This window comes from Streptomyces lancefieldiae, from assembly GCF_031845825.1.
Taxonomy (GTDB): Bacteria; Actinomycetota; Actinomycetes; order Streptomycetales; family Streptomycetaceae; genus Streptomyces; species Streptomyces lancefieldiae.
Genome location: NZ_JAVRFH010000002.1, coordinates 214,722 through 236,021 on the forward strand (window position 1 = coordinate 214,722; position 21,300 = coordinate 236,021).

At 71.6% G+C, this 21,300-nt stretch carries 17 protein-coding genes; 12 read left to right on the forward strand and 5 right to left on the reverse strand.

The window, feature by feature from the left end; all coding sequences use genetic code 11:
• Positions 1 to 110 precede the first annotated feature (110 nt).
• The 4 genes from gap (at position 111) to RM812_RS03005 (ending at position 4,165) form a co-directional block, all read left to right on the forward strand.
• Positions 111 to 1,109: a type I glyceraldehyde-3-phosphate dehydrogenase gene (gene gap, locus RM812_RS02990; protein WP_311570788.1), complete on the forward strand. Its 999-nt coding sequence runs from the start codon at positions 111 to 113 to the stop codon at positions 1,107 to 1,109.
• A gap of 49 nt (positions 1,110 to 1,158) precedes the next feature.
• Complete coding sequence (locus tag RM812_RS02995) at positions 1,159 to 1,656, forward strand: peptidylprolyl isomerase (RefSeq protein WP_311570789.1); 498 nt, start codon at positions 1,159 to 1,161, stop codon at positions 1,654 to 1,656.
• A 146-nt stretch (positions 1,657 to 1,802) separates the two neighbouring features.
• Entirely contained in the window at positions 1,803 to 3,281 is a 1,479-nt protein-coding gene (locus tag RM812_RS03000; protein ID WP_311570790.1) for a glutamate-cysteine ligase family protein, read from the forward strand.
• 50 nt (positions 3,282 to 3,331) lie between these two features.
• Positions 3,332 to 4,165, forward strand: a complete 834-nt coding sequence (locus RM812_RS03005) for a class II glutamine amidotransferase (RefSeq protein WP_311570791.1) — start codon at positions 3,332 to 3,334, stop codon at positions 4,163 to 4,165.
• Here the strand turns inward: RM812_RS03005 and RM812_RS03010 are convergent.
• Entirely contained in the window at positions 4,146 to 4,790 is a 645-nt protein-coding gene (locus RM812_RS03010; protein ID WP_311570792.1) for a type III effector protein, read from the reverse strand. The two genes, RM812_RS03005 and RM812_RS03010, sit on opposite strands and share 20 nt — an antisense overlap.
• A 138-nt stretch (positions 4,791 to 4,928) precedes the next feature.
• Between RM812_RS03010 and RM812_RS03015 the strand changes: the two genes are divergently transcribed.
• From RM812_RS03015 to RM812_RS03030, 4 genes are all read left to right on the forward strand, one after another.
• Positions 4,929 to 5,366, forward strand: coding sequence for an Hsp20/alpha crystallin family protein (locus RM812_RS03015; protein WP_311570793.1), 438 nt, complete (start codon positions 4,929 to 4,931; stop codon positions 5,364 to 5,366).
• Positions 5,367 to 5,472: 106 nt separating this feature from the next.
• Complete coding sequence (locus RM812_RS03020; RefSeq protein ID WP_311570794.1) at positions 5,473 to 5,892, forward strand: DUF2267 domain-containing protein; 420 nt, start codon at positions 5,473 to 5,475, stop codon at positions 5,890 to 5,892.
• A 76-nt stretch (positions 5,893 to 5,968) separates the two neighbouring features.
• Positions 5,969 to 6,409 carry a DUF2267 domain-containing protein gene (locus tag RM812_RS03025; protein WP_311570795.1) on the forward strand — a complete coding sequence of 147 codons (441 nt, stop codon included), beginning with the start codon at positions 5,969 to 5,971 and terminating at the stop codon, positions 6,407 to 6,409.
• Between the two features lie 345 nt (positions 6,410 to 6,754).
• On the forward strand, positions 6,755 to 7,693 hold the full coding sequence (locus tag RM812_RS03030) for a TauD/TfdA dioxygenase family protein (protein WP_311570796.1): 939 nt from the start codon (positions 6,755 to 6,757) through the stop codon (positions 7,691 to 7,693).
• Positions 7,694 to 7,742: 49 nt separating this feature from the next.
• On the opposite strand, the gene RM812_RS03035 is transcribed toward RM812_RS03030, so the two are convergent.
• Positions 7,743 to 9,566 (reverse strand): glycoside hydrolase family 2 protein, encoded by a 1,824-nt coding sequence (locus tag RM812_RS03035; RefSeq protein WP_311570797.1) that lies wholly within the window; start codon positions 9,564 to 9,566, stop codon positions 7,743 to 7,745.
• A 240-nt stretch (positions 9,567 to 9,806) separates the two neighbouring features.
• On the opposite strand from RM812_RS03035, the gene RM812_RS03040 reads away from it, so the two are divergent.
• A complete protein-coding gene (locus RM812_RS03040; RefSeq protein WP_311570798.1) occupies positions 9,807 to 10,862 on the forward strand; it encodes a LacI family DNA-binding transcriptional regulator in 1,056 nt (351 codons plus the stop codon).
• A gap of 149 nt (positions 10,863 to 11,011) precedes the next feature.
• On the opposite strand, the gene RM812_RS03045 is transcribed toward RM812_RS03040, so the two are convergent.
• On the reverse strand, positions 11,012 to 11,794 hold the full coding sequence (locus tag RM812_RS03045) for an AraC family transcriptional regulator (protein ID WP_311570799.1): 783 nt from the start codon (positions 11,792 to 11,794) through the stop codon (positions 11,012 to 11,014).
• A gap of 84 nt (positions 11,795 to 11,878) precedes the next feature.
• On the opposite strand from RM812_RS03045, the gene RM812_RS03050 reads away from it, so the two are divergent.
• Positions 11,879 to 12,679: a sulfite exporter TauE/SafE family protein gene (locus RM812_RS03050; protein ID WP_311570800.1), complete on the forward strand. Its 801-nt coding sequence runs from the start codon at positions 11,879 to 11,881 to the stop codon at positions 12,677 to 12,679.
• A gap of 80 nt (positions 12,680 to 12,759) precedes the next feature.
• Here the strand turns inward: RM812_RS03050 and RM812_RS03055 are convergent, their stop codons facing one another.
• A complete protein-coding gene (locus RM812_RS03055) occupies positions 12,760 to 14,586 on the reverse strand; it encodes an RICIN domain-containing protein (RefSeq protein ID WP_311570801.1) in 1,827 nt (608 codons plus the stop codon).
• 77 nt (positions 14,587 to 14,663) lie between these two features.
• Positions 14,664 to 16,493 (reverse strand): glycoside hydrolase family 35 protein, encoded by a 1,830-nt coding sequence (locus tag RM812_RS03060; protein ID WP_311570802.1) that lies wholly within the window; start codon positions 16,491 to 16,493, stop codon positions 14,664 to 14,666.
• A gap of 204 nt (positions 16,494 to 16,697) precedes the next feature.
• On the opposite strand from RM812_RS03060, the gene RM812_RS03065 reads away from it, so the two are divergent.
• Both RM812_RS03065 and RM812_RS03070 read left to right on the forward strand, forming a co-directional pair.
• Positions 16,698 to 17,753: a LacI family DNA-binding transcriptional regulator gene (locus RM812_RS03065; protein WP_311570803.1), complete on the forward strand. Its 1,056-nt coding sequence runs from the start codon at positions 16,698 to 16,700 to the stop codon at positions 17,751 to 17,753.
• Positions 17,754 to 18,068: 315 nt separating this feature from the next.
• The gene (locus RM812_RS03070) at positions 18,069 to 21,275 is read left to right on the forward strand and encodes a M64 family metallopeptidase (protein WP_311570804.1); all 3,207 of its coding nucleotides are present in this window, start codon (positions 18,069 to 18,071) and stop codon (positions 21,273 to 21,275) included.
• Positions 21,276 to 21,300: the final 25 nt, after the last annotated feature.

Consider the following 21,300-nt stretch of genomic DNA (forward strand, 5'->3'; position numbering starts at 1 on the left):
GCCTGGCGCGATCCTTGCGAACCGTGGCACTCACGCCGCTGCCCCGCGCGGGCGGCGCGCGCGAGCCTGGTGGCGAAGGACATGGTGGCGAACGAAGGGACACACCACTCATGACTCGCATCGGCATCAACGGATTCGGCCGCATCGGACGCAACGTGCTGCGCGCGCTGCTCGAACGCGACAGCAAGCTCGAGGTCGTCGCCGTCAACGACCTCACGGAACCCGCCACCCTGGCCCGCCTGCTCGCCTTCGACTCGACGGCCGGACGGCTCGGCCGCCCGGTGACCGTCGACGGCGACACCCTCGTCGTCGACGGGCACCGCATCAAGGTGCTCGCCGAACGCGAGCCGGCACGGCTGCCGTGGGCGGAGCTCGGCGTCGACATCGTGCTGGAGGCGACCGGCCGCTTCACCTCGGCCGACGCCGCCCGTGCCCACCTCACCGCGGGCGCGAGGAAGGTCCTGGTCAGCGCGCCGTCGAGCGGTGCCGACGTCACGCTCGCGTTCGGCGTCAACACCGACGCGTACGACCCGGCGGCGCACACGATCGTCTCCAACGCGTCCTGCACCACCAACGCGCTCGCGCCGCTGGCCGCGGTGCTCGACGAGCTGGCCGGCATCGAGCACGGCTTCATGACCACGGTGCACGCCTACACGCAGGAGCAGAACCTGCAGGACGGCCCGCACCGCGACCCCCGCCGGGCCCGTGCCGCCGGCGTCAACATCGTGCCGACCACGACGGGCGCCGCCAAGGCGATCGGCCTCGTACTGCCGAACCTGGACGGCAGGCTGTCCGGCGACTCGATCCGCGTCCCGGTTCCGGTGGGTTCGATCGTCGAGCTCAACACCACCGTCGCCCGTGACGTGACGCGCGACGACGTGCTGGCCGCCTACCGCGCTGCCGCCGAGGGGCCGCTCGCCGGCGTCCTCGAGTACTCGGACGACCCTCTGGTGTCGTCGGACATCACGGGCAACCCGGCCTCGTCGATCTTCGACTCGGCCCTGACCCGGGTCGACGGCCGCCACATCAAGGTGGTCGCCTGGTACGACAACGAGTGGGGCTTCTCCAACCGCGTGATCGACACGCTCGGGCTGCTCGCCGCACGCTGAAGGGGCAGCCGGTTCGGCATCACGGGGGCTCGCAGGTCACAATGGTGCGATGAGCAATTCCAAGGTTTACTTCGACATCGACATCGACGGCAAGGACGCGGGCCGCATCGTCTTCGAACTCTTCGAGGACGTCACCCCGAGGACCGCCAAGAACTTCATCGAGCTGGCCACCGGCGAGCACGGCTTCGGCTACGCCGGTTCCCCGTTCCACCGCGTGATCCCGCAGTTCATGCTCCAGGGCGGTGACTTCACCGAGGGCAACGGCACCGGGGGCAAGAGCATCTACGGCGCGAAGTTCGACGACGAGAACTTCAAGCTGAAGCACACCGGCCCGTACCTGCTCTCCATGGCGAACGCGGGTCCGAACTCCAACGGCTCGCAGTTCTTCATCACCACCGTCCCCACCCCCTGGCTGGACGGCAAGCACGTCGTCTTCGGCAAGGTCGTCGAGGGCACGGACGTGGTGGACCGGATCGAGGGCTTCGGTTCCTCCCCGTCGGGCCGCACCTCCGCCAAGATCACGGTGCGGGAGTCCGGCCGCCTGTAGGACTGGTCGTCCGCACCAGGACTCGAAGGACGGGGCCCACCGCGCCGTGCGCGGTGGGCCCCGTCCTGTCCCGTCTGGTGGGGGTCGCCGGGTGGTGCGACGCTGGGGTGGAGGAGCGTCCGACGAAGGCAACCCCGGGAGGGCCCATGGGACGGGACGTCCCGGCGGTGGTCTTCACCCGCGAGGACCGGCGCCGGTACCGGATCAAGATGCAGGAGTGCCTCGACGCCTTCGCGCAGATGCTGCGCGAGTCGCGGTTCGAGACCGAGCGTCCCCAGGTGGGGCTGGAGATCGAGCTGAACCTCGTCGATGACAGGGCCGAGCCGGCGATGCGCAACAGCGACGCGCTCGAAGCGATCGCGGACCCCGCCTGGTCGACCGAGCTGGGCCGGTTCAACCTGGAGATCAACATCCCGCCCCGACGGCTGACGGCGGGCGGCCCCGACGCCTGGGAGAACGAGATCCGCGCCGCCCTGAACCACGCCGAGGACCGCGCCAGGTCGGTCGGCGCCCATCTCATCATGATCGGCATCCTGCCCACGCTGCGCCAGTCGGACGTGGGCGAGGCGGCCCTCTCGGAGAACCCGCGCTACCGGCTGCTCAACGACCAGGTGTTCGCGGCCCGGGGCGAGGACCTGCACATCGAGGTGGACGGCGTCGACCGGTTGCGGACCTACGCGGACACGATCACGCCGGAGGCCGCCTGCACCAGCACGCAGTTCCACCTCCAGGTGGCCCCCGAGGAGTTCGCCGACTACTGGAACGCGGCCCAGGCGATCGCCGGCGTCCAGGTCGCCCTCGCGGCCAACTCGCCCTTCCTGCTCGGCAAGGAGCTCTGGCACGAGAGCCGCATCCCCCTGTTCGAGCAGGCCACCGACACCCGGCCGCAGGAGATCAAGGCGCAGGGAGTGCGGCCCCGGGTGTGGTTCGGGGAGCGGTGGATCAACAGCGTCTTCGACCTCTTCGAGGAGAACCTGCGCTACTTCCCCGCGCTGCTGCCGCTGTGCGACGAACAGGACCCCGCTCAGACGCTGGACCGCGGCGACACCCCCGAACTGGGCGAACTCACCCTCCACAACGGCACCATCTACCGCTGGAACCGGCCCGTCTACGCCGTCGCCGACGACAAACCGCACGTCCGGGTGGAGAACCGGGTCCTGCCCGCCGGTCCGACCGTCGCCGACACCCTCGCCAACGGCGCCTTCTACTACGGGCTCACTCGCGCCCTGGTGGAGGTGGAGCGACCGGTGTGGTCGCAGATGTCCTTCTCGGTCGCCGAGGACAACCTGCACACGGCGGCCCGGCACGGCATCGAGGCCCGGCTGTACTGGCCCGGGACGGGCGAGGTGCCCGTGCCCGAACTCGTCCTGCGACGGCTGCTGCCGCTGGCCCACCGGGGGCTGGAGCTCTCCGGCATGGACGCGGCCTGGCGGGAGCCGCTGCTCGGCATCATCGAGCAGCGGTGCGTCACCGGCCGCAACGGCGCGGTCTGGCAGAAGGAGATGTTCCACCACTTCGACGCCACCGTCCGTCCGGGCCGCCACGAGGCCCTGCGGCGGATGACCCAGCAGTACATGGACTACATGCATCTCAACGCCCCGGTCCACACCTGGCCGGTCGACTGACGTCCGGCGCCGCGCGCGGCACGCGCCCACGACCAGAGAGGCGGCAGACGATGTGCCGATGGCTTGCCTACTCCGGTACGCCCGTGCTGCTCGAGACCATCCTGTACAAGCCGGAGCACTCGCTGATCGACCAGAGCCTGCATTCCCGGATGGGCGTCGAGACGACCAACGGGGACGGGTTCGGCGTCGGATGGTTCGGCCCGGAGATGCGGACGCCCGCGATCGTCCGGGAGATCGGACCGGCGTGGAGCAACCGCAACCTGCGGGAGATCGCGGGCCACGTCCGCTCGCACCTGTTCTTCGCGCACATCCGGGCCTCCACGGGCAGCGCGGTGCAGCAGACCAACTGCCACCCGTTCCGCCACGGCCGCTGGATGTGGATGCACAACGGCGCGATCGCCGAGTTCCCCCGGGTCCGACGCGACCTCGCCCTGGCCGTCGACCCACGGCTCTTCCGCCAGATCGAGGGATCGACGGACTCGGAGATGATGTTCTTCCTGGCCCTCACCCTGGGTCTTGAAGAGGATCCTCCGGGGGCCGTGGCACGGATGGCGGGGCTGGTGGAGGAGGTCGGCCACGAGCACGGCGTGGAGTACCCCTTGCAGATGACGGTCGCCGTGACCGACGGCCGCCGGCTGTGGGCCTTCCGCTACTCCAGCCAGGGAGACTCACGATCCCTCTACTACAGCACCCGCGTGGAGACCCTGCGCTCGCTCCATCCCGGGATGTCCTTCCTGCAGGAGGTTTCCGACGACACCCGCCTGATCGTGTCGGAACCCCTGGGCGACCTGCCCGGCGTCTGGAACAAGGTCCCCGAGAGCAGCTACGGCGTCGTCCAGCCCGAGGGAGACGCCCTGATGCCCTTCACTCCGCAGGCGGCCTGACCCGGCGAAGCCGGTCCGTGTGGTGGGTGAGGGTGTCGATGCGGGCTGCCAGCTCGGGATGGTGGGCGGTGAGGTGGTGGCGGGCGCTGGTCAGCGGGCCGATGAGCCCTGCGGCGTCGTCGTGGCCCAGTGCCCGTACGAGGGGGGTGCGGGCCTCGGCCGGGAGACCGGCGAGTGCGGTGATCTGGCCGGCGAGCTGACGGAGGTCGGCGGCGTTGCCGCGGGCCCAGGTGGTGACGGCGCGGTCGGCGGCCCGGCGGTCCCGGGTGGCCTGGACGCGTTGTTCCCCGGTGGTGCCGGGAGCTCCCGGGCGCAGGCGCAGATAGCGGCGCTCGGCGGCCTGCCGGCTGGCGACACCGAGGGGTTGGGCGAGGTCGGCCCAGCTCGCGCCCGCCTCGCGGGCGGTCTCGATCAGTCCCGTCTCCCACCCCGCGAGCCGGTCGCGCACCTCGCGCAGGAGCAGCAGCGCGGCCAGTGCCTGGTCGGAGCCGACCTGGGAGCCGGGCTGCTCCGCGGCCTGCGGTGTCTGGGCGGTGCGCACGGCCTCGTCGATCGCCGCCAGCGCTGCCTCGGCGGCGAGGAAGGACGCGGGCCGGGAACCGAATTCCTGCGGGTCTGCGGTCATGGGTCACCTCCGCTCGATCACGTCACCCGATGGGTGACACCATCACTTGTCATCCTTTCGATGACATGCTACAAGAAAAGCAGGAAGCAGCGCATGAGCGGTTCTGCTCGAAGTGGAGTGAACTGGAGGTGTTTCACGATGCTGATGCGCACCGATCCTTTCCGTGAGTTCGACCGGCTCACCCAGCAACTGTTCGGCAACGCGTCCGGCACCTGGTCGCGTCCTACGGCGATGCCGATGGACGCCTACCGGGAGGGTGACGCGTACGTGATCGCACTCGATCTGCCCGGTGTCGACCCGGACGCGATCGACATCGACGTCGAGCGGAACATGCTGACCGTCCGGGCCGAGCGCCGGCCCGTCACCAAGGGTGACGACGTCCAGATGGAACTCTCGGAGCGTCCGCTGGGCGTGTTCTCCCGCCAGGTGATGCTGGCCGACACCCTCGACACCGAGCACATCAGTGCCGACTACGACGCGGGCGTGCTCACTGTGCGCGTACCGATCGCCGAGCGGGCCAAGCCGCGCAAGATCTCCATCAGCGCCGGCGGGGACCGCAAGGAGATCTCCGGCTGAGCAGAGCCCCACCCCCGGTGCCGGAGGGCGGACGGCCTCCCCGCGCCTCCCGCCCTCCGCCGCTGCCCGCGCGCCGGCCCGGAACGCCCAGGGAAGGAGTAGCCCGATGGCCATGCAGTGGGACGTGTTCCTCGACCGGGTGCAGGAACGCGGCGAGTACCCGACCCGCGTCGAGGCGGACCGCGCCGCGCGCACCGTGCTGGCGCTGCTCGGCGCACACCTGGTCGGTGAGGTACGGGCCGAGCTGGCCGCCCGGCTCCCGGAGACCTTCGCCCTGATCCTGCTCAACCCGCTCCAGGCCGCCGAACCCCTCTCCGCCGAGCGGTTCGTGCGGGCCACCGCGGCGTGGATCGAGGGAGCCACCGAACGGACCGCGGCCTGGGACATCGGTGCCGTGCTCAGCGTGACCGCCGACGCGGCGGGCGAGGAACTGATCCGCCGCGTCCTGCTGCAGCTCCCACCCGGATACGACCTGCTCTTCGGCCGGCCGCAGGACACCGCGGCCCCCGGCCCGCGCACCCGGTGACCGACGCGCCCGCGTCCGCCGGTCACCGGCCGACCCCGTCAGACAACCCCACGAGCGAGAAAGGCGTCCTTCACCGATGCAGTCCAAGACGGCCCCGGCGACCCCCATCACCGAACCGGCCATGTCGTTCGGCCAGTTGCTGGAGCAGGTCCGCTACAACGGCGCCTACCCCACCCGCGAGCGCGCCGAAGAAGTCGTCACCGCCGTCCTGGCCGCCCTCGGCCGCCGCATCACCGGCGAGGAACGCGTCGAACTGGCGGCCCGCCTTCCCCGCGAGGCCGGCCGGATCTTCGCCTCCCAGATCCCCGGAACCGACTCGATGACCGGCTGGGCCTTCGTCAGGGACCTCGCCGCCCGCACCGGCGGCACCCTCGCGACCACGCGCTGGGACGTCGGCTCCGTCCTGGGCGTCCTCGCCCGCCTCGCCGGTCCCGCCCTGCTCGACCGCATCCTCGCTCAACTCCCCTCCGGCTACGCGATCCTCTTCGGCCGCGCGGAACTCACCCAGGCGGCCTGACGTCCGTGCCCCGTTGACAGAACCACGGGAAGATCACACAATCGCTGCCATGACCCCATACTGGTTCGAGATGACGGCGGAGCCTGTGCGCGTGCCCGATCGAACCGGGTGTGAGCGCTCCGGTCGATAACCGGCTGTCTCCGGGCCGAGGGCTCGACGCACGCCGCGTGCAGAGCGCATCGGTTCACTTTCCGGCAGCAGTCCGGAGCACGTCCACCGACCAGGCCGTCCGGCACGGCCGCGCGCATCCCACTCCACGACGGTCGAGAGGCGCGCCTCGCCCCGTCGTCGATGCGCTGCCGAGCCGCCGGGGCCTGGTCGGACCGCCGTTGAAGGGGAGGCCCCATGACCGTCACGACCGCCGGCCCGACCGTTACTCTGCGCGAGGCGCGCATTCCGGGGGACGGGATGTACGAGGGAGGGCGCGTGTTGCGCCGGCTGCCCGAGGGGTGGGAGGAGCGGCCCTACGAGCTGTTCGACGTGGTTCCGCTGGCTCGCACGATCGGCGCGGAGATCCGGGGCCTCGACCTCTCGCGTCCGCTCGGCCCCACGCTGCGCGAGGAGTTGAACCGCGCTCTGCTGGAGTGGAAGGTGCTGTTCTTCCGCTCCCAGCACCTCACCTCCGACCAGCAGCGCGACTTAGCGCTCAACTGGGGCCAGTTGGAGACCAACCCGCTGCTCGCCACCGGCTCGAGCGAGGACGTCGTCCGGTTCGACAAGGCCGCCGGGGCGGCACCGACGTACGAGAACGTCTGGCACACCGACGTCACCTTCCGGGAGCGGCCCGCGCTCGGCGCCGTCCTCCAGTTGCGCGAGGTACCGCCGTTCGGCGGTGACACGATGTGGGCGGACATGGCCGCCGCCTACGACAATCTCCCGCAGGAGGTGAAGGACCGCATCGACGGTGCCCGCGCCGTGCACGACTTCATCCCCGGCTTCGCCAGGTTCTACGGCCCCGAGCGGCTGATCCCCCACCAGGACCTCTTCCCGCCCGTGGAACACCCCGTCGTGCGTACCCACCCCGAGACCGGGCGGCGCACGCTGTTCGTCAACACGTCCTTCACCACGCACATCACCGGCATGGACCGGGACGAGAGCGACCGGCTGCTGCGCTTCCTGTTCCAGCAGGCGCACGTGCCCGAGTACCAGGTGCGTTTCCGCTGGCAGCCCGGCGACATCGCCTTCTGGGACAACCGGGCCACCCAGCACTACGCGGTGGGCGACTACGGATCCGATCGCCGCGTCGCCGAACGCGTCGCCATCGAGGGCGACCGTCCCTTCTGACCCCGCACGCGGGCCGGAGGCGGCGGTCCACCTCCGGCCCGGGGGTTCGCTACGCCGGGTCCTGCTCCTCGATCGCGGCTGGGCGCAGCTGCGCGGCACGGATGCGTTCGACGTCGAGTTTGCGGCCCCGGTCGAACCGGTAGATGCCGTTCAGCTCCTGGAAGACGTCGGTGAGCTGGGTGTAGCAGTAGCCGAACATGTCCCGGTCCCGCAGCAGCACTTCGGTGAGGCCGCTGAACCGCTCGTGGAACTCCTCCTCGTCGCGCACCCGTTCGCCGTACCCCCAGGAGACGGTGCGGTCCTCACCCGACCGGTCGGCTGCCGCCTCGGGGTCCCACCAGATGCCGCCGAACTCGCTGACGAAGTACGGCTGGCCTCGGTAGGGCCGCGAGTACGGGGCGCCGTTCTCGTAGGTGTTGACGAAGGGGGTGTCCTTGGCGAGGCCGGACATCAGCCGGCGGAAGGCCGCCGGGTCCTGCTCGTAGTTGTGGGCGTCGTAGACGTCGGTCTCGGCGACCCGGTGGGCGTAGCCGGAGGCGTCTATGACCGGCCGGGTGGTGTCCATGGCCTTGGTGGCCAGGAACATCGCACGGGTCACGTCGTCGAGCTGCGTGATCCGGTCGTGCAGCTTCTGGTAGGTCTCGTTGAGCGGGCACCAGCCGATGATCGAGGGGTGCGAGTAGTCGCGTTCCAGCGCTTCCAGCCACTGCGCGACGTAGGAGGCGTCGGGGCGCTGGTTGTCGCCCGAGGAGCCGCCCGTCTCGCAGCCCCAGTCGCCGAACTCGCCCCAGACCAGGTAGCCGAGGCGGTCCGCGTGGTGGAGGAAGCGCTCCTCGAAGACCTTCTGGTGCAGCCGGGCCCCGTTGAAGCCGGCTTCCATGGCCAGCTCGATGTCCCGGACCAGCGCCTCGTCGGTCGGGGCGGTCATCAGCCCGTCCGGGTACCAGCCCTGGTCGAGGACGAGACGCTGGAAGAGCGGTCGCCCGTTGAGGAGGACGGTCTTGCCGCGCAGGCCCACAGCGCGCAGACCCGCGTAGCTCTCCGCGCTGTCGACGACCTGCCCGGTGGCGTCGAGGAGTTCGAGGCGCAGGTCGTACAGGTGCGGGTCGTCGGGGCTCCACTCGCGTCGCCGGTCGTCCGGCACCGGCAGGTGCAGGCGCGGGGCGAGGTCCAGGTCGGCGCGGGCCTCGGCGCGGCACACCTCGCCGTCGGCGTCGCCGAGGATGGCGCGCACCCGGTGGCCGGGCCGGTTGCCGGACAGGGGCAGTTCGAGGTGGAAGGCGGAGCCGGCCAGGTCCGGGGTGATCCGGGGACGGCGCAGGTGCACGTGGGGCACGGGCTCGAGCCAGACGGTCTGCCAGATGCCGGTCACCCGGGTGTAGTTGCAGTCGTGGTTGGCGTACTGCACGGCCTGCTTGCCGCGCGCCTGCGGGCCGGACCTGGGGTCGCGGGCCCGCACCGTGACGACGACCTCCTCCCCCGCCCCGGCGATGTCCCCGAGGTCGGCGGTGAAGGGCGTGAAGCCGCCGCGGTGCCGGGCGACCTCCTCGCCGTTCACCCACACGGTGGTGTCGTGGTCGACGGCGCCGAAGTGCAGCAGCACCCGGCGCCCGGCCCACGCCACCGGCAGGGTGAGGGTGCGCCGGTACCAGACGGCCTCCAGGAAGTCGGTGTCACCGATGCCGGACAGCTCGGACTCGGGCGGGAAGGGCACGAGGATCTCGTCGCGCAGTTCGCGGTCGAGCAGACCCCGCTCGAGTCCGCTGTCACCTCGGTCCGTCTCGAACTGCCAGGCGCCGTTCAGGTTGAGCCAGTCGCGGCGCACGAACTGCGGTCGCGGGTACTCCGGGCGCGGTGCGGAGTGAGTGGGCACACATGCTCCAGTCGATCGGTGGGCCGACGTGGTGTGCCGGGCCCGTGCGTACAGCGAGGGGGACGAGGTGGCTAGTTTTTACATCGATGTACATCGGCTGTAAAGAGAGGGACTGGTAAGAGACCGGGGTCAGGGATCGGGAGTGAGGGCCCCAAGATCGACGTCACGCCGGCCTGCGCTCGGGGCGGCGCGATGCCGGGACATAGACTCTGGCAGCGCGCAAGAGGCAGGGAGGTCTCGGTGGCTCGGCCCAGGATCAAGGACGTCGCACGTCATGCGGGCGTTTCGGAGAAGACGGTGTCCAATGTCATCAACGACTACGCCCATGTCTCCGACCGGACCAGACGCGTGGTGCGCGAGGCCATCGATCAGCTCGGCTACCGGGTCAACCTGGCCGGCCGCCATCTGCGCCGGGGCCGTACCGGCATCATCGCCCTGGTCGTTCCGGAACTCGACATCCCGTACTTCGCCGAGCTGGCCCGGCATGTCATCCGGGAGGCCGAACAGCGTTCCCTGACCGTTCTGATCCATCAGTCCGGGGCGGACCGGGCCCATGAGCTGGCGGCACTGGCCGGTTTCGGGTCCGCCTTCGTCGACGGAATCATCCTCAGCCCGCTCGCCCTGACGGCGGACGACCTGCGCGACCGCGTGGGTGCGCCGCCGACCGTGCTGCTCGGGGAGCTGCTGGAGGAGGGCGCCGACCACGTCGCCATCGACAACGAGGGGGCCGCGCGCGAGGCGACCGGCCACCTGATCGGGCTGGGGCGCCGCGCCATCCTCGCCGTCGGTGGTCGTGACGACTCGGGCCTGGGGACGGCCGAGGCCCGCACCCGCGGCTTCCGTGCCGCCCTGTCCGAGGCGGGCATCGCCTACGATCCGGCCGCCCTGCTGCCGGTCGACTCGTTCCGGATGCCCGACGGGGCGGAGGCCGTGGCGCGGGCGCTGCGGGAGGGCGCGCGGCCCGACGCGCTGCTCTGCCTCAACGACCAGCTGGCCCTGGGCGCGTTGCGCGCCCTGCACGAGCACGGGGTCCGGGTGCCCGAGGACGTCGCGGTCATCGGCTTCGACGACGTGGAGGGCGGGCGGTTCAGCGTCCCGACGCTCAGCACGGTGGCTCCCGACAAGGCGGCGGTGGCCAAGGTCGCCGTGCAACTGCTCCAGGACCGCATCGAAGAGGCGACAGGACCGGAGGGCCGCGGTGACGGTGCCGTGTCGGTCTCGCTGTCGCCGCAGGACCGCATCGTGGCCCACCGGCTCGTCCTGCGGGAGAGCACGGAGGGCCGCGAGCGGCGGTGACGGGTCGGTCGATCCGGTGCGTCAGTTCACGTAGACCTCGGCGCGGTCGACGCTCACGAAGGACGCCCCGGACCGGGAGTTGTGCTCTCCCGTCACCCGGATCCGCAGGGTGTGGCTGCCGTACGCGAGCCACATCCGCAGGCTCGGGGTCAGCCCTGGAGCGGGTTGCGGTGGCTCGTGGCGAAACGGGACGGTGGTGTGCCGAAGGCCCGGCTGAAAGCGGCGGTGAACGCGGCGGGCGAGGCGTAACCGAGGCGGCCGGAGACCTCACTGACCGACGCGGTGCGCAGCAGGGGGACGGCCGCGAGCAGGCGCGCGCGGGCCCGCCAGACGGCGGGGCTGTCGCCCGTCTCCGAGCGGAAACGCCTGGTGAAGGCCCGTTCACTCGTGGCCGTCCGCGCGGCCCATGCCGTGTTGGTGACGCCGGCGTCCGGGTCGGCCAGGTACTCCCGGCAGAGCGTCACGAGGTCGGCGGAGGCGGGAATCCCGACGTGGAACGGGAGTGGGGTGCGGGCGGCGATCTCGTAAAGGAGGAGGGCGACCACGCTCGCCTCCCGTCCGGCCAGGCTGTAGTCCGCCTCGAACTCGACCGCCGCCAGCAGCAGTTCGCGCAGCAGCGGCGGAACGTCCACGACCGTGCAGGTGCCGGGCCACCAGGGGACGGCGTCCGGTTCGATGTACAGACTGCGCGTGCTGACGCCCAGCATGCGGACCCGGTGGCGGGTGGCGGCCGGAATCAGGACGGCACGCTCGGGCGGGACGGTCCAGGTGCCGTCGGCGGTGTCGACGACCATGACACCGGTGGCGCCGTAGAGGAACTGCGCGCGGCGGTGTTCGTGCCAGTCCAGTACGTGGCCGGGCGGGTAGTCGGTGCCGATGGGCAGGACGGCCCGGCCCACGGCGTCGACATCGGCCAGGGGGACGTTCTTCACCCCGGCCACTCTACGGCCGAGTCGCGAAGGAATCGTGCCGAGCATCGAATGCGTGCGTCACTCCCGAGCTGGTGGAGTGGCCCTGTGAATGATCTGGCCTTGCTCGGCATCGGGCTTCTCACCGGCGTGACGACCGTCCTGTTCGGGTTCGGGGGCGGATTCGTCGCCGTCCCGGTCGTGGTGTGGGCGGACGCCGTCCTCGGCGCGGACGCGATGCGGGTGGCGACGGCCACCTCGGCCCTGGTCATGGTGGTGAACGCGGGGTTCGCGACGGCCGTCACACCGCGACGGGTGCTCGCCGCCCTCCGTGGCAACGGCCCCCTGCTCCTGCTGCTGGCGGCCGGCGGCGGGGCCGGCGCGCTCGCCACGCGCCACGCCCCGCCCGGCCTGGTCCGCTGGGCGTTCGTCGCGTACGTCGCGCTCACTATCGTCGACCTGCTGCTCCGCCCCGGATTCCTGCGCCCGCGCGCCCCGGAGACGACCCGGGACGCACCGCGCCCGCTGCCGGCCGTCGTCGGCGCTCCGGTCGGCGCGGTGGCGGCCTTCCTCGGTGTGGGGGGCAGCGTCATGACCGTCCCCGCGATGCGGCGGGCCGGGCACACGATGCACGTGGCGACCGCGCTGGCCAACCCGCTGACCCTCGCCGTCGCGCTCCCCGCCGCCGTGGTCCTCCTGGGCGGCGCCGAGGCCCCCGCCCCCGCGCACACGCACGTCCACCTGGTGGGTCTCGTCGACCTCCGTGCCGCCGCGGCGCTGCTCCTGGGCGCCCTGCCCGTGATCACGGTGCTGCGGCGCCGCCCACCGCGCATCCCCGACCGCATCTACGCGTGGACGTACATCGCGCTGCTCGGTGCGGTGACGGTCGCGATGGTGCTCTCGCACTGAGCACGTCCCGAAGCGCGGCCCGGTGTGGGGGCGGGACGCGCGGCCGGGCCGGGGCACCTCTCGTGTCCCGGCCCGGCGCGTCACCGTCGGCCCGGCGTCCCGGTCGGGGTGAGGGTCAGGGCCTGCTCGCCGGCGCCGCGGGTGCCGCCGACGGGGTCGCCGGTGGTGTTGGTCCACGAGCGGGCGGGGGTGGTCTCGACGCGGCGGCGAGGATCGCCGGAGATGCCGATCACCAGACCGCTGTAGCGGTTGACCAGGCGGTACGTGCCGGTGGCGGTGCCGTCGGCGGACGTACCGGGGATGACGAACCACTGCTGCCCGACGGAGGGACCGCCGCTGCCTGAGCGGGTGACGGTGGGCCTGGTGCCCCAGGCGCGGCCCGCGGTGGACGAGGAGTCGACGCCGAGCAGTCGGCCGGTCGCGGCGTTGGCGATCCGGTAGGAGCCGTCGCCGTTCGCGGTGAAGACCCACTCCGCCAGTCCGGTTCCGGCCGGCTCGCTCACCGATGTCGTCGCGGAACCTCCCGCCCGTGCCTGGGCGAGGGCACGTCCCCCGGCACCGGCGATCCGGTAGGTCCTGCCCGCGTCGACCGGCGCGGCGGGGGCGGAGGTGTCGATCGTGACGTTGACGTACTCGCTCGCCCTGCCGCCCGAGCAGCCGAAGGAGCAGTACGAGCGGAACGTCCTGCCGACGACTCCGGAGCCGGTCTTGTTCACGCCGTCGAGGAACCAGCGGTACCAGGAGGCATTGGTGTGGCCGCCGGTGTCACCGATCGGGAACCACTTCTGGGTGGCGAGGTTCTTGGTGGCGTAGAACTGCTGCGGGGCGTTGCCGCTCTGGTCGACGGCCTGGGGTTCCCCGATGTACAGCCCCAGGTGGGCGTTGTAGGTGATGTCCATGACGAACAGGGGCGAGGTCGGGGGCATCCAGCCGGCGGCGACCTGTTCGCTCACCGTGCCGGTGTTGGCCGGGTCGTACTCGTCCGACACGGGGGTGTAGCCGCTCCCGCCGGAGGCACCGACCGGCACCATGTTGCTCTCGCGGCCCCCGACGCCGGGTTCGGACCAGGCCCCGTCGTACCACTTCTGCCAGGAGCCGGGGGCCATCTTCCCGGACATCGGGGCCCGGGCCACGTGGGCGTGGAAGGCCTTCCAGCCGCCGCCCTTCTCCACGATCCGGGAGCCGTAGTAGACGTAGAAGTATCCGGAGGCGGTGTCGACGAACAGGCGGGGGTCGCCGTCGCCGTAGTGGTAGGTCTGGTGCGGGAACGCGCGGGTGTCGCCGCGCTTCGTGCTGTACGGCGAGGTGATGACGTGGTCCTCGATGGTCCACGTCCGGCCCTGGTCCCGCGAGACCGCGTAGTCGATCCCGTCGTAGTGGAGACCGTCGGCGAAGGGCTGCGGGGTGAACTCGTTGTGCACCAGGCCGTACCAGTCGCCGGTGTCCGGGTCGACCCACACGCCGGCCAGGTCGCAGTAGTTCTTCTGCGCGTAGCCCGAACCGGCGGGCGGGAAGGTGGACTCCCTGCCGGTCGGGCTGTTGTTGCACCGCCAGGTGGTGTCGTTGTTGCGGTCCCTGGGCTCCTCGGGGTCGACCGCGTCGCTGACCGCGGCGGACCGGTTCGCCGTGTCGAAGTCCCCGCCGGTGTAGAAGCTCCACGCCCGGCTGTCGTCCGCGCCGTAGAGCGCATGGGCCTGCTGGTAGTAGAAGGTGCCGTCCTTGTCGATGTAGGTGCCGGCCGGGGTGTCGTCGGGTCGGGTCCATGGCCCCTTGGCACCGACGGTGACGGAGTAGGTGGCGTCGGGATCGGCCGCCGACGCGGGCGGCGTGCCCAGGGAGGCGGTGCCGGCAAGGGCGAGTGCCGTGGCGACGGCCACGAGGGCGAGTCTGTTTGCGGGAGCTGTCATCCGTGACACGGGTACTCCTCAACTCGTGGTGGTGCTTCCAGTGGTGTCGGTGGTCGATGTGCGGACGGCCCCGCCCGTCAGTCGAACGTCTCGACGTACTCCTCGGCCGGTCCGAGACCGGGCCGGTCCAGGAGGGCGACGTGCGCGCCGAACCGTTCGAGTTCCAGGACGGTGAGCGTGTTGGCGCCGGCGCGCAGGAAGGGCCGGGGCAGATACAGCGTGGACTGGGGGCCCACCTCCCAGTAGCGCCCGAGCAGGGCGTCGTTGACCCAGACGAAACCCTTGGCGAAGCCGGGCAGGGCCAGGAAGGTGTCGGCGGGTTCGGTGGTGTCCAGGCGCGCGCTCGCGAAGCCGGCCGCACCGCCGGGCGCGGCGGCCGACGCGGCGCGGGCGGTGTCGTGCGGCGTCCACTCGTCCAGCGGGAGCCGGCGCATGGTCCAGCCGTGCACGAGCCGGCGCTCCACCCGTACCCCGCCGAGGATGCCCTTGCCCTGACCGAGCAGCGGCCCGTAGTTGATCCGCCCCTGGTTCTCCACCAACAGCTCCAGCCGGATCCGCGCTCCCGTGCCGACCACGGTGAACGAGGACGTCTCGCGGTCGAGTACGGCGACGGGCACGCCGTCGACGAACACCTGGGCGCGGTCGTGCAGGCCCGTCACGGTCAGCTCCTGCTCGCCGGGGGGCAGCAGCGGACGGGCCGCGTAGAGCACCAGCCCTGCGGACTGCCCGAGTTCCTCGAAGCTGAGCGGCACGGCGGCGTGCACCGGCTCGGCCACCGCGCGCAGGGCGTCCAGCAGGGCCGCCCGCCGGGTCACCGGCAGTGTCCGGGGCCGCAGGAGGGGCGGGTCGGCGGGCAGGGGCCGTCGTGGCGCCGTCTCACCGAGAGCGGCGGCGAACCTCGCCCGCAGTGCGTGGAACTTCGGGGTGAGCGCGCCGTGTTCGGCCACCGGGGCGTCCGAGTCGTAACTGGTGACGGTCGGCCGGAGGGTGTCCCCGTCGTGGTTGGCGCCGGCCCACAGTCCGAAGTTGGTGCCGCCGTGCGCCATGTAGAGGCTGACCGAGCCGCCCGCGTCGAGGATGTCGCCCACGTCCCGGGCGGCGCTGTCCGGGGACCGGACGTGGTGCTTCTCGCCCCAGTGGTCGAACCAGCCGTTCCAGAACTCCGCGCAGAAGAAGGGTTCCTCGGGCCGGCGTGAGCGCAGCAGTGCCGCGGCGTCGGCGGGCCGCGAGCCGAATGTCGCGGCCGCCAACTCGCCGGGCACGGTGCCGCCGTCGAGCATCAGCGGGGTGGGACCGTCGGCGGTGTAGAGCAGTTCGGTGATGCCCCGGTCGACGAGGGCGTCCCGGACCCAGCGGACGTAGGCGTGGTCGTCGCCGTAGCTGCCGTACTCGTTCTCGATCTGCACGGCCACGACCGGGCCGCCGTGTACGGCCTGCAGATCGGCCACCCGCGGGACGAGTTCGTCGAACCAGCGGCCGACGGCGTCCAGGTACGGCTGGTGACTGGTGCGCGGTCGCATGCCGGGAGTGCCGGTGAGCCAGGACGGCAGTCCGCCGTTGTCCCACTCGGCGCAGATGTAGGGGCCGGGACGCACCACCACGTCGAGACCGGTCCGCTGGGCCAGCCGGGCGAAGCGGGCCAGGTCGCGCCAGCCGTCGAAGCGGACTTCCCCGGGGCGGCGTTCGTGGAAGTTCCACGGGACGTAGGTGTCCACGGTGTTGAGCCCGAGGGCCGCCAGGCGCTCCAGGCGGTCGGCCCACTGCTCCGGATGGACACGGAAGTAGTGCAGCGAACCGGACAGGACGCGGTGCGGCCGGCCGTCGCGCAGGAACGTGCCGTGGGCATGGGTCAGGGTGGCCGGGGGGTGCGCAGCGCGGGTGGTGGGCGGGGTGCTGGCCAGGGTCACTCGACGGCTCCGGTGGTCGTGCCCGGTACCCGGCCCCGGATGTTATCGATCTCTTGACCAAGGCCGGTGCTTTCGCGGTCGACTATGGCAGACGATGTTATCGATGCCAACAGGCTCCGCCCGACTGACCGGGAACCCTGCGGAAGACCGGGTGACGGCCCATGTCAGCGATACCATCGCGGGAGGGCGTCGAGGAAGGGACCCATGGCGAAGCAGGGTGACGGCGGGCAGCGTCCGCCGGGGATGACGGACGTGGCCCGTGCCGCCGGGGTGTCCGCGCAGACGGTGTCGCGGGTGCTCTCCGGGCATCCGAACGTGCGGGAGGAGACACGCGCCAAGGTCGTGGCCGCGGTGGCGCGGCTCGGCTACCGCCGCAACAACGCGGCCCGCATGCTCTCCTCCGGACGCAGCCGCACGATCGGCGTGGTGACCCTCCGGACCACCTTCTACTCGCGTGCCGCGGTCACCTCGGGCATCGAGCGTGCCGCCCGGGCCGCCGGGTACGCGGTGAGCACCGCGACCACCGCCTCGCTCGACACCTTCGCCCTGGAGACCGCCCTGTCCCGGCTCACCGACCAGGGCGTGGAGGGCATCATCCTGTCGGTGCCGCTGATCCACGGCAGTACGCGGCTGGAGGAGCTCACCCGCGCCACGCCCACCATCACGATCGACGGTTCACGCACCGACGCCACCGAGGTCGTGGCCGTCGACCAGGCCCTGGCGGCCCGCCTGGCCACGCGGCATCTGCTGGATCTGGGCCATGAGACGGTCTGGCACCTCGCCGGCCCCGCGCAGTGGCTGGAGGCCGCCAGCCGGCGCGACGGGTGGCGTGCGACGCTCGAGGCGGCGGGACGGCCGGTGCCACCGCCCCTGGAGGGCGACTGGTCACCCGCCTCGGGGTACCGCAACGGCCTCGTCCTGGGACGGATCCCGGAGGTGACCGCGGTCTTCGTGGCCAGTGACGAGATGGCGTTCGGAGTCGTCAAAGCGCTGCGTGAACTGGGCCGTCGAGTCCCCGAGGACGTCTCCGTGGTCGGCGTCGACGACATCGAGCTGGCGGAGTACTGCGCGCCGCCCCTCACCACCGTCGCCCAACCGTTCGCGCAGATGGGCGAACTCGCCGTCGCGCACCTGCTGCGCCACATCACCGCCCCGGAGACCGTGCCCGTACCGGCGTCGGCGTCGGTGGAACCGCGCCTGGTCGTCCGGGGGAGCACCGCCGCGGCGGCGGGGACGGCACCGGCACCGAGGCGCCGCTGAGTCACCTGTCATTTCCGCGGCGGCGTCGGGAGAACCGGGCTCACCTGGTCGGGAGAACCGGGCTCACCTGGAGGACAACGGCGAAACGCGCGCCCCCGGTGCCGGATTTGCACGTCGGCACGACCAGTCACATTCTGGAATACGGGGGAATGTGCGCCCTGTCATGGTTTCCGACCGGTCCCACCGGGTCTTCGGCCGGTGGTGTGCGACTGGTCGCCGCCTCTCTCTGCACGCTCGGTTCCAGGCACGGCCTCCCTCGCCTGTCTCGCCCGAGGTTCTCCGATCCAACGACACTCTGCAGCCGGGGAGGCCACGGTGACGACCCAGCAGCGCGACGGCACCATGCCGTCCGGACGGACGACCGCCGTCCGGTTGATCTTCGAGTACGAGGGGACGGACATCCGTCCGTTCTCCAGCCAGCGGATCGAGAAGACGCCTCCTCCCGGTGATCCACCGGGAGAACTCCGGGACACCGGGGGCCCGGGATTGTGGGTCGAGGTCCGGGACGCGGAGCGGCGACCGCTGTACCGGCACGGACTGCGTGATCCCGTGCCTCAGGACGTGGAGGTGCCCTCCGGCGACCCGGAACGTCCCGTCCACCGGGTTCCGGTGGAGCGCCCGCGGGGAGCCTTCGCCGTGGTGGTCCCCGACCTCGAAGAGGCCGATCACGCCGCGCTGCTGAGCAGCACACCGGGTTCCGAGCAGCAGGCCGCCGCGGCCTCAGTGACGGAGGTGGCTCGCTTTCCACTCCGTACGGAGACCGGCCGGGTGATGGCCGAGCTCGGGACCAGGGACGGAGCGGTCGTCGGCACGACAAAGATCGTCGACAGCGGCCCCTCGTCGTCCCGCTGGAATCTGGTGATCATGGGGGACGGCTACCAGGCCACCCAGCTCGGACAGTTCGCCCAGGACGCCCAGACGGTCGTCACCGCCCTGTTCGCCACGCCACCGTTCGACGGCCAGCTGCGGAACGCGGTCAACGTGTACCGGGTCGACGTCAGTTCGACGGACAGCGGCGCCGACGACCCGGCGGTGTGTGGCGGCTCCGGGGCGGCCCCGCGGACCTACTTCGACGCCACCTTCTGCGTCAACGGTATTCCGCGGGCCCTTTCGGTCGACGAGGGCACCGCCCTCACCGTGGCCGGGCAACAGGTTCCCTCGTGGGACGTGGTGCTGATGGCTGTCAACGACACCAAGACAGGGGGCGCCGCCGGCTCCGTCGCGACCTTTTCACTCCCGCGGGATTTCACCGACATAGCGCTGCACGAGATGGGCCACATGGGGTTCGGACTCGCGGACGAATACGAGTACGCGAAGGGGTGCAACAGCGACACGGACCGCGACAGGCACCCCGGACCCGAGCCGCTCCCGCCCAACGTGACCCTCGACGCCGGGCGTGACACCAACAAGTGGCGGGACCTGATCGCGCCGGACACCCCCCTGCCGACGACGGTGAACCCCGACTGCACCAAGTGCGACACCCAGGCCAATCCGGTCGGCGCGGACACCGTCGGTGCCTTCATGGGCGCCGACACCTACCACTGCGGGGCGTACCGCCCGCAGTGGACCTGCAAGATGCGCACGCGCAGCGAGCCCTTCTGCGCGGTCTGCCAACGCCGCATCCGGCACACTCTGGAGCCCTACCTCCGCATCGACGTCAACCGGGTGGCAACGGTGTCCCGCGCCTCCGGGCACCTGGATCTCTTCTGGGCCAACACCGACGGGCGGATCTGGACCCAATGGTGGGACCACGGGTCCGGTGGGGGGTGGTACGAGCACCAGAGGTTCCCCACCGTCCAGACCCGTCGGGAATCGGCGGCCCACGACACCGCCGTCGCCGCCGTGGCCCGTACCTCGGGTCACCTGGACCTCTTCTGGGCGGGTTCCGACGGCAAGATCTGGACCCACTGGTGGGACCACGGGTCGGGCAAGGGCTGGTACAACCACGAGCCCTTCCCCATCGCCCGGGAGTTCGCCACGCCGCCCGTGCCCAGGAGCGACATCACGCCCATGCCGGGAAGCGGCATCGCCGCGGTGGCGCGTACCTCGGGTCACCTGGACGTGTTCTGGGTGGGCACGGACGGCAGGATCTGGAGCAACTGGTGGGACGAGCAGTCGGGCGAGGGCTGGTACGACCACAGGGCCTTTCGTCTGGTGCAGGGGTTCCCGGGCGTGGCCGCGCAGCGGAGCGGTCTTGCCGCGGTGGCCCGCACCTCCGGCCACCTGGACGTGTTCTGGGTCGGGGCGGACGGCAGGATCTGGAGCAACTGGTGGGGCCAGGAGTCGGGCAACGGCTGGTACGACCACGACGCCTTCCCGATCGCCCGTGGAACCCCGGCCCCTGCCGTTCCCGGCAGCCAGATCGCCGCGGTGGCCCGCACCTCCGGCCACCTGGACGTGTTCTGGGTCGGCACGGACGGCAAGATCTGGTCCAACTGGTACGACCGGATCGACGGTATGGGCTGGCACGATCACGACGCCTACCCCATCGCCCGTGAGTTCCCCGCTCCACCGGCCGCGGACACGGGAATCGCCGTGGTGGCGCAGAACCCGCGTCACCTGGACGCCTTCTGGGTGGGCGACGACGGAGCGGTCTGGACCAACTGGTGGGACCAGGAGTCGGACAACTGGTACGACCACGACGCCTTCCCCCTGTGGGGACTGGACCAACGGGCCAACGCCCACCGGGTCCGGGCGGCGGAGCTGTCGGCCGCCGGTCGGCACGCCGAGGCGGCCGAGGAGCAGCAGCAGGCCCGCGTCGACTACGAGCACCTCACCCTGCTGTCCGAGTCGTTCCGCCGCAGCCTCGCCCAGACGCTGGTGGTGCTGGGTGTGTACCTGGCGAAAGCCAGGCGGTTCGACGAGGCAGTCGAAGCCGGCCGGCGGGGCGTGGCCGAGTACCGCACGGCGCAGGACGCCGAGCACGTGGCCTGGGCCCTGGGCAACCTGGCGTGGGTCCACGACCAGGCGGGCCGGTTCGCGGACGCGGTGGGAGCACAGCAGGAGGCGGTCGATGCCTATCGGGTCCTGGCCGCCGAGAGGCCCCTCTTCCGCGGCATGCTGGCGAAGATGCTGGTGTTCCTGGGCCACTACCTGCTCCACGCGCAACGGCCCGCCGACGCGGTGTCGGCCGTGAGCGAGGCGGTGGCCGGCTGTCGCGAACTCGCCGACCGCCCCGACCTGGCGTGGTCGCTCGGCAACCTCGCCGTCTGCCTCCAGAGCGCCGGCCGGGCGGGCGAGAGTGCCGACGCCTGGGGCGAGGCACGCGGCATCTACCAGGAGCTGGCCGGGACCAACCCGGCATACCGGCCACTGCTCGCGCAGAGTGCCTACCGGTATGCCGCGCAACTGGTCGCGGCCGGCCGTCGCGCCGAGGCCGGGGAACCGGCCGAGCAGGCGGTGGCGCTGTACCAGGAACTGGCCGATGCCAACCCGGGCCGGTACGTCGAGGAACTGAAGGCCGCTGTGAGGCTCCGCGATTCCCTGACGCCGAAGGGCCGGGCGCACCACGTCGGGGCTTGAGAGCTCCGGGACGAGGGACCGGGGA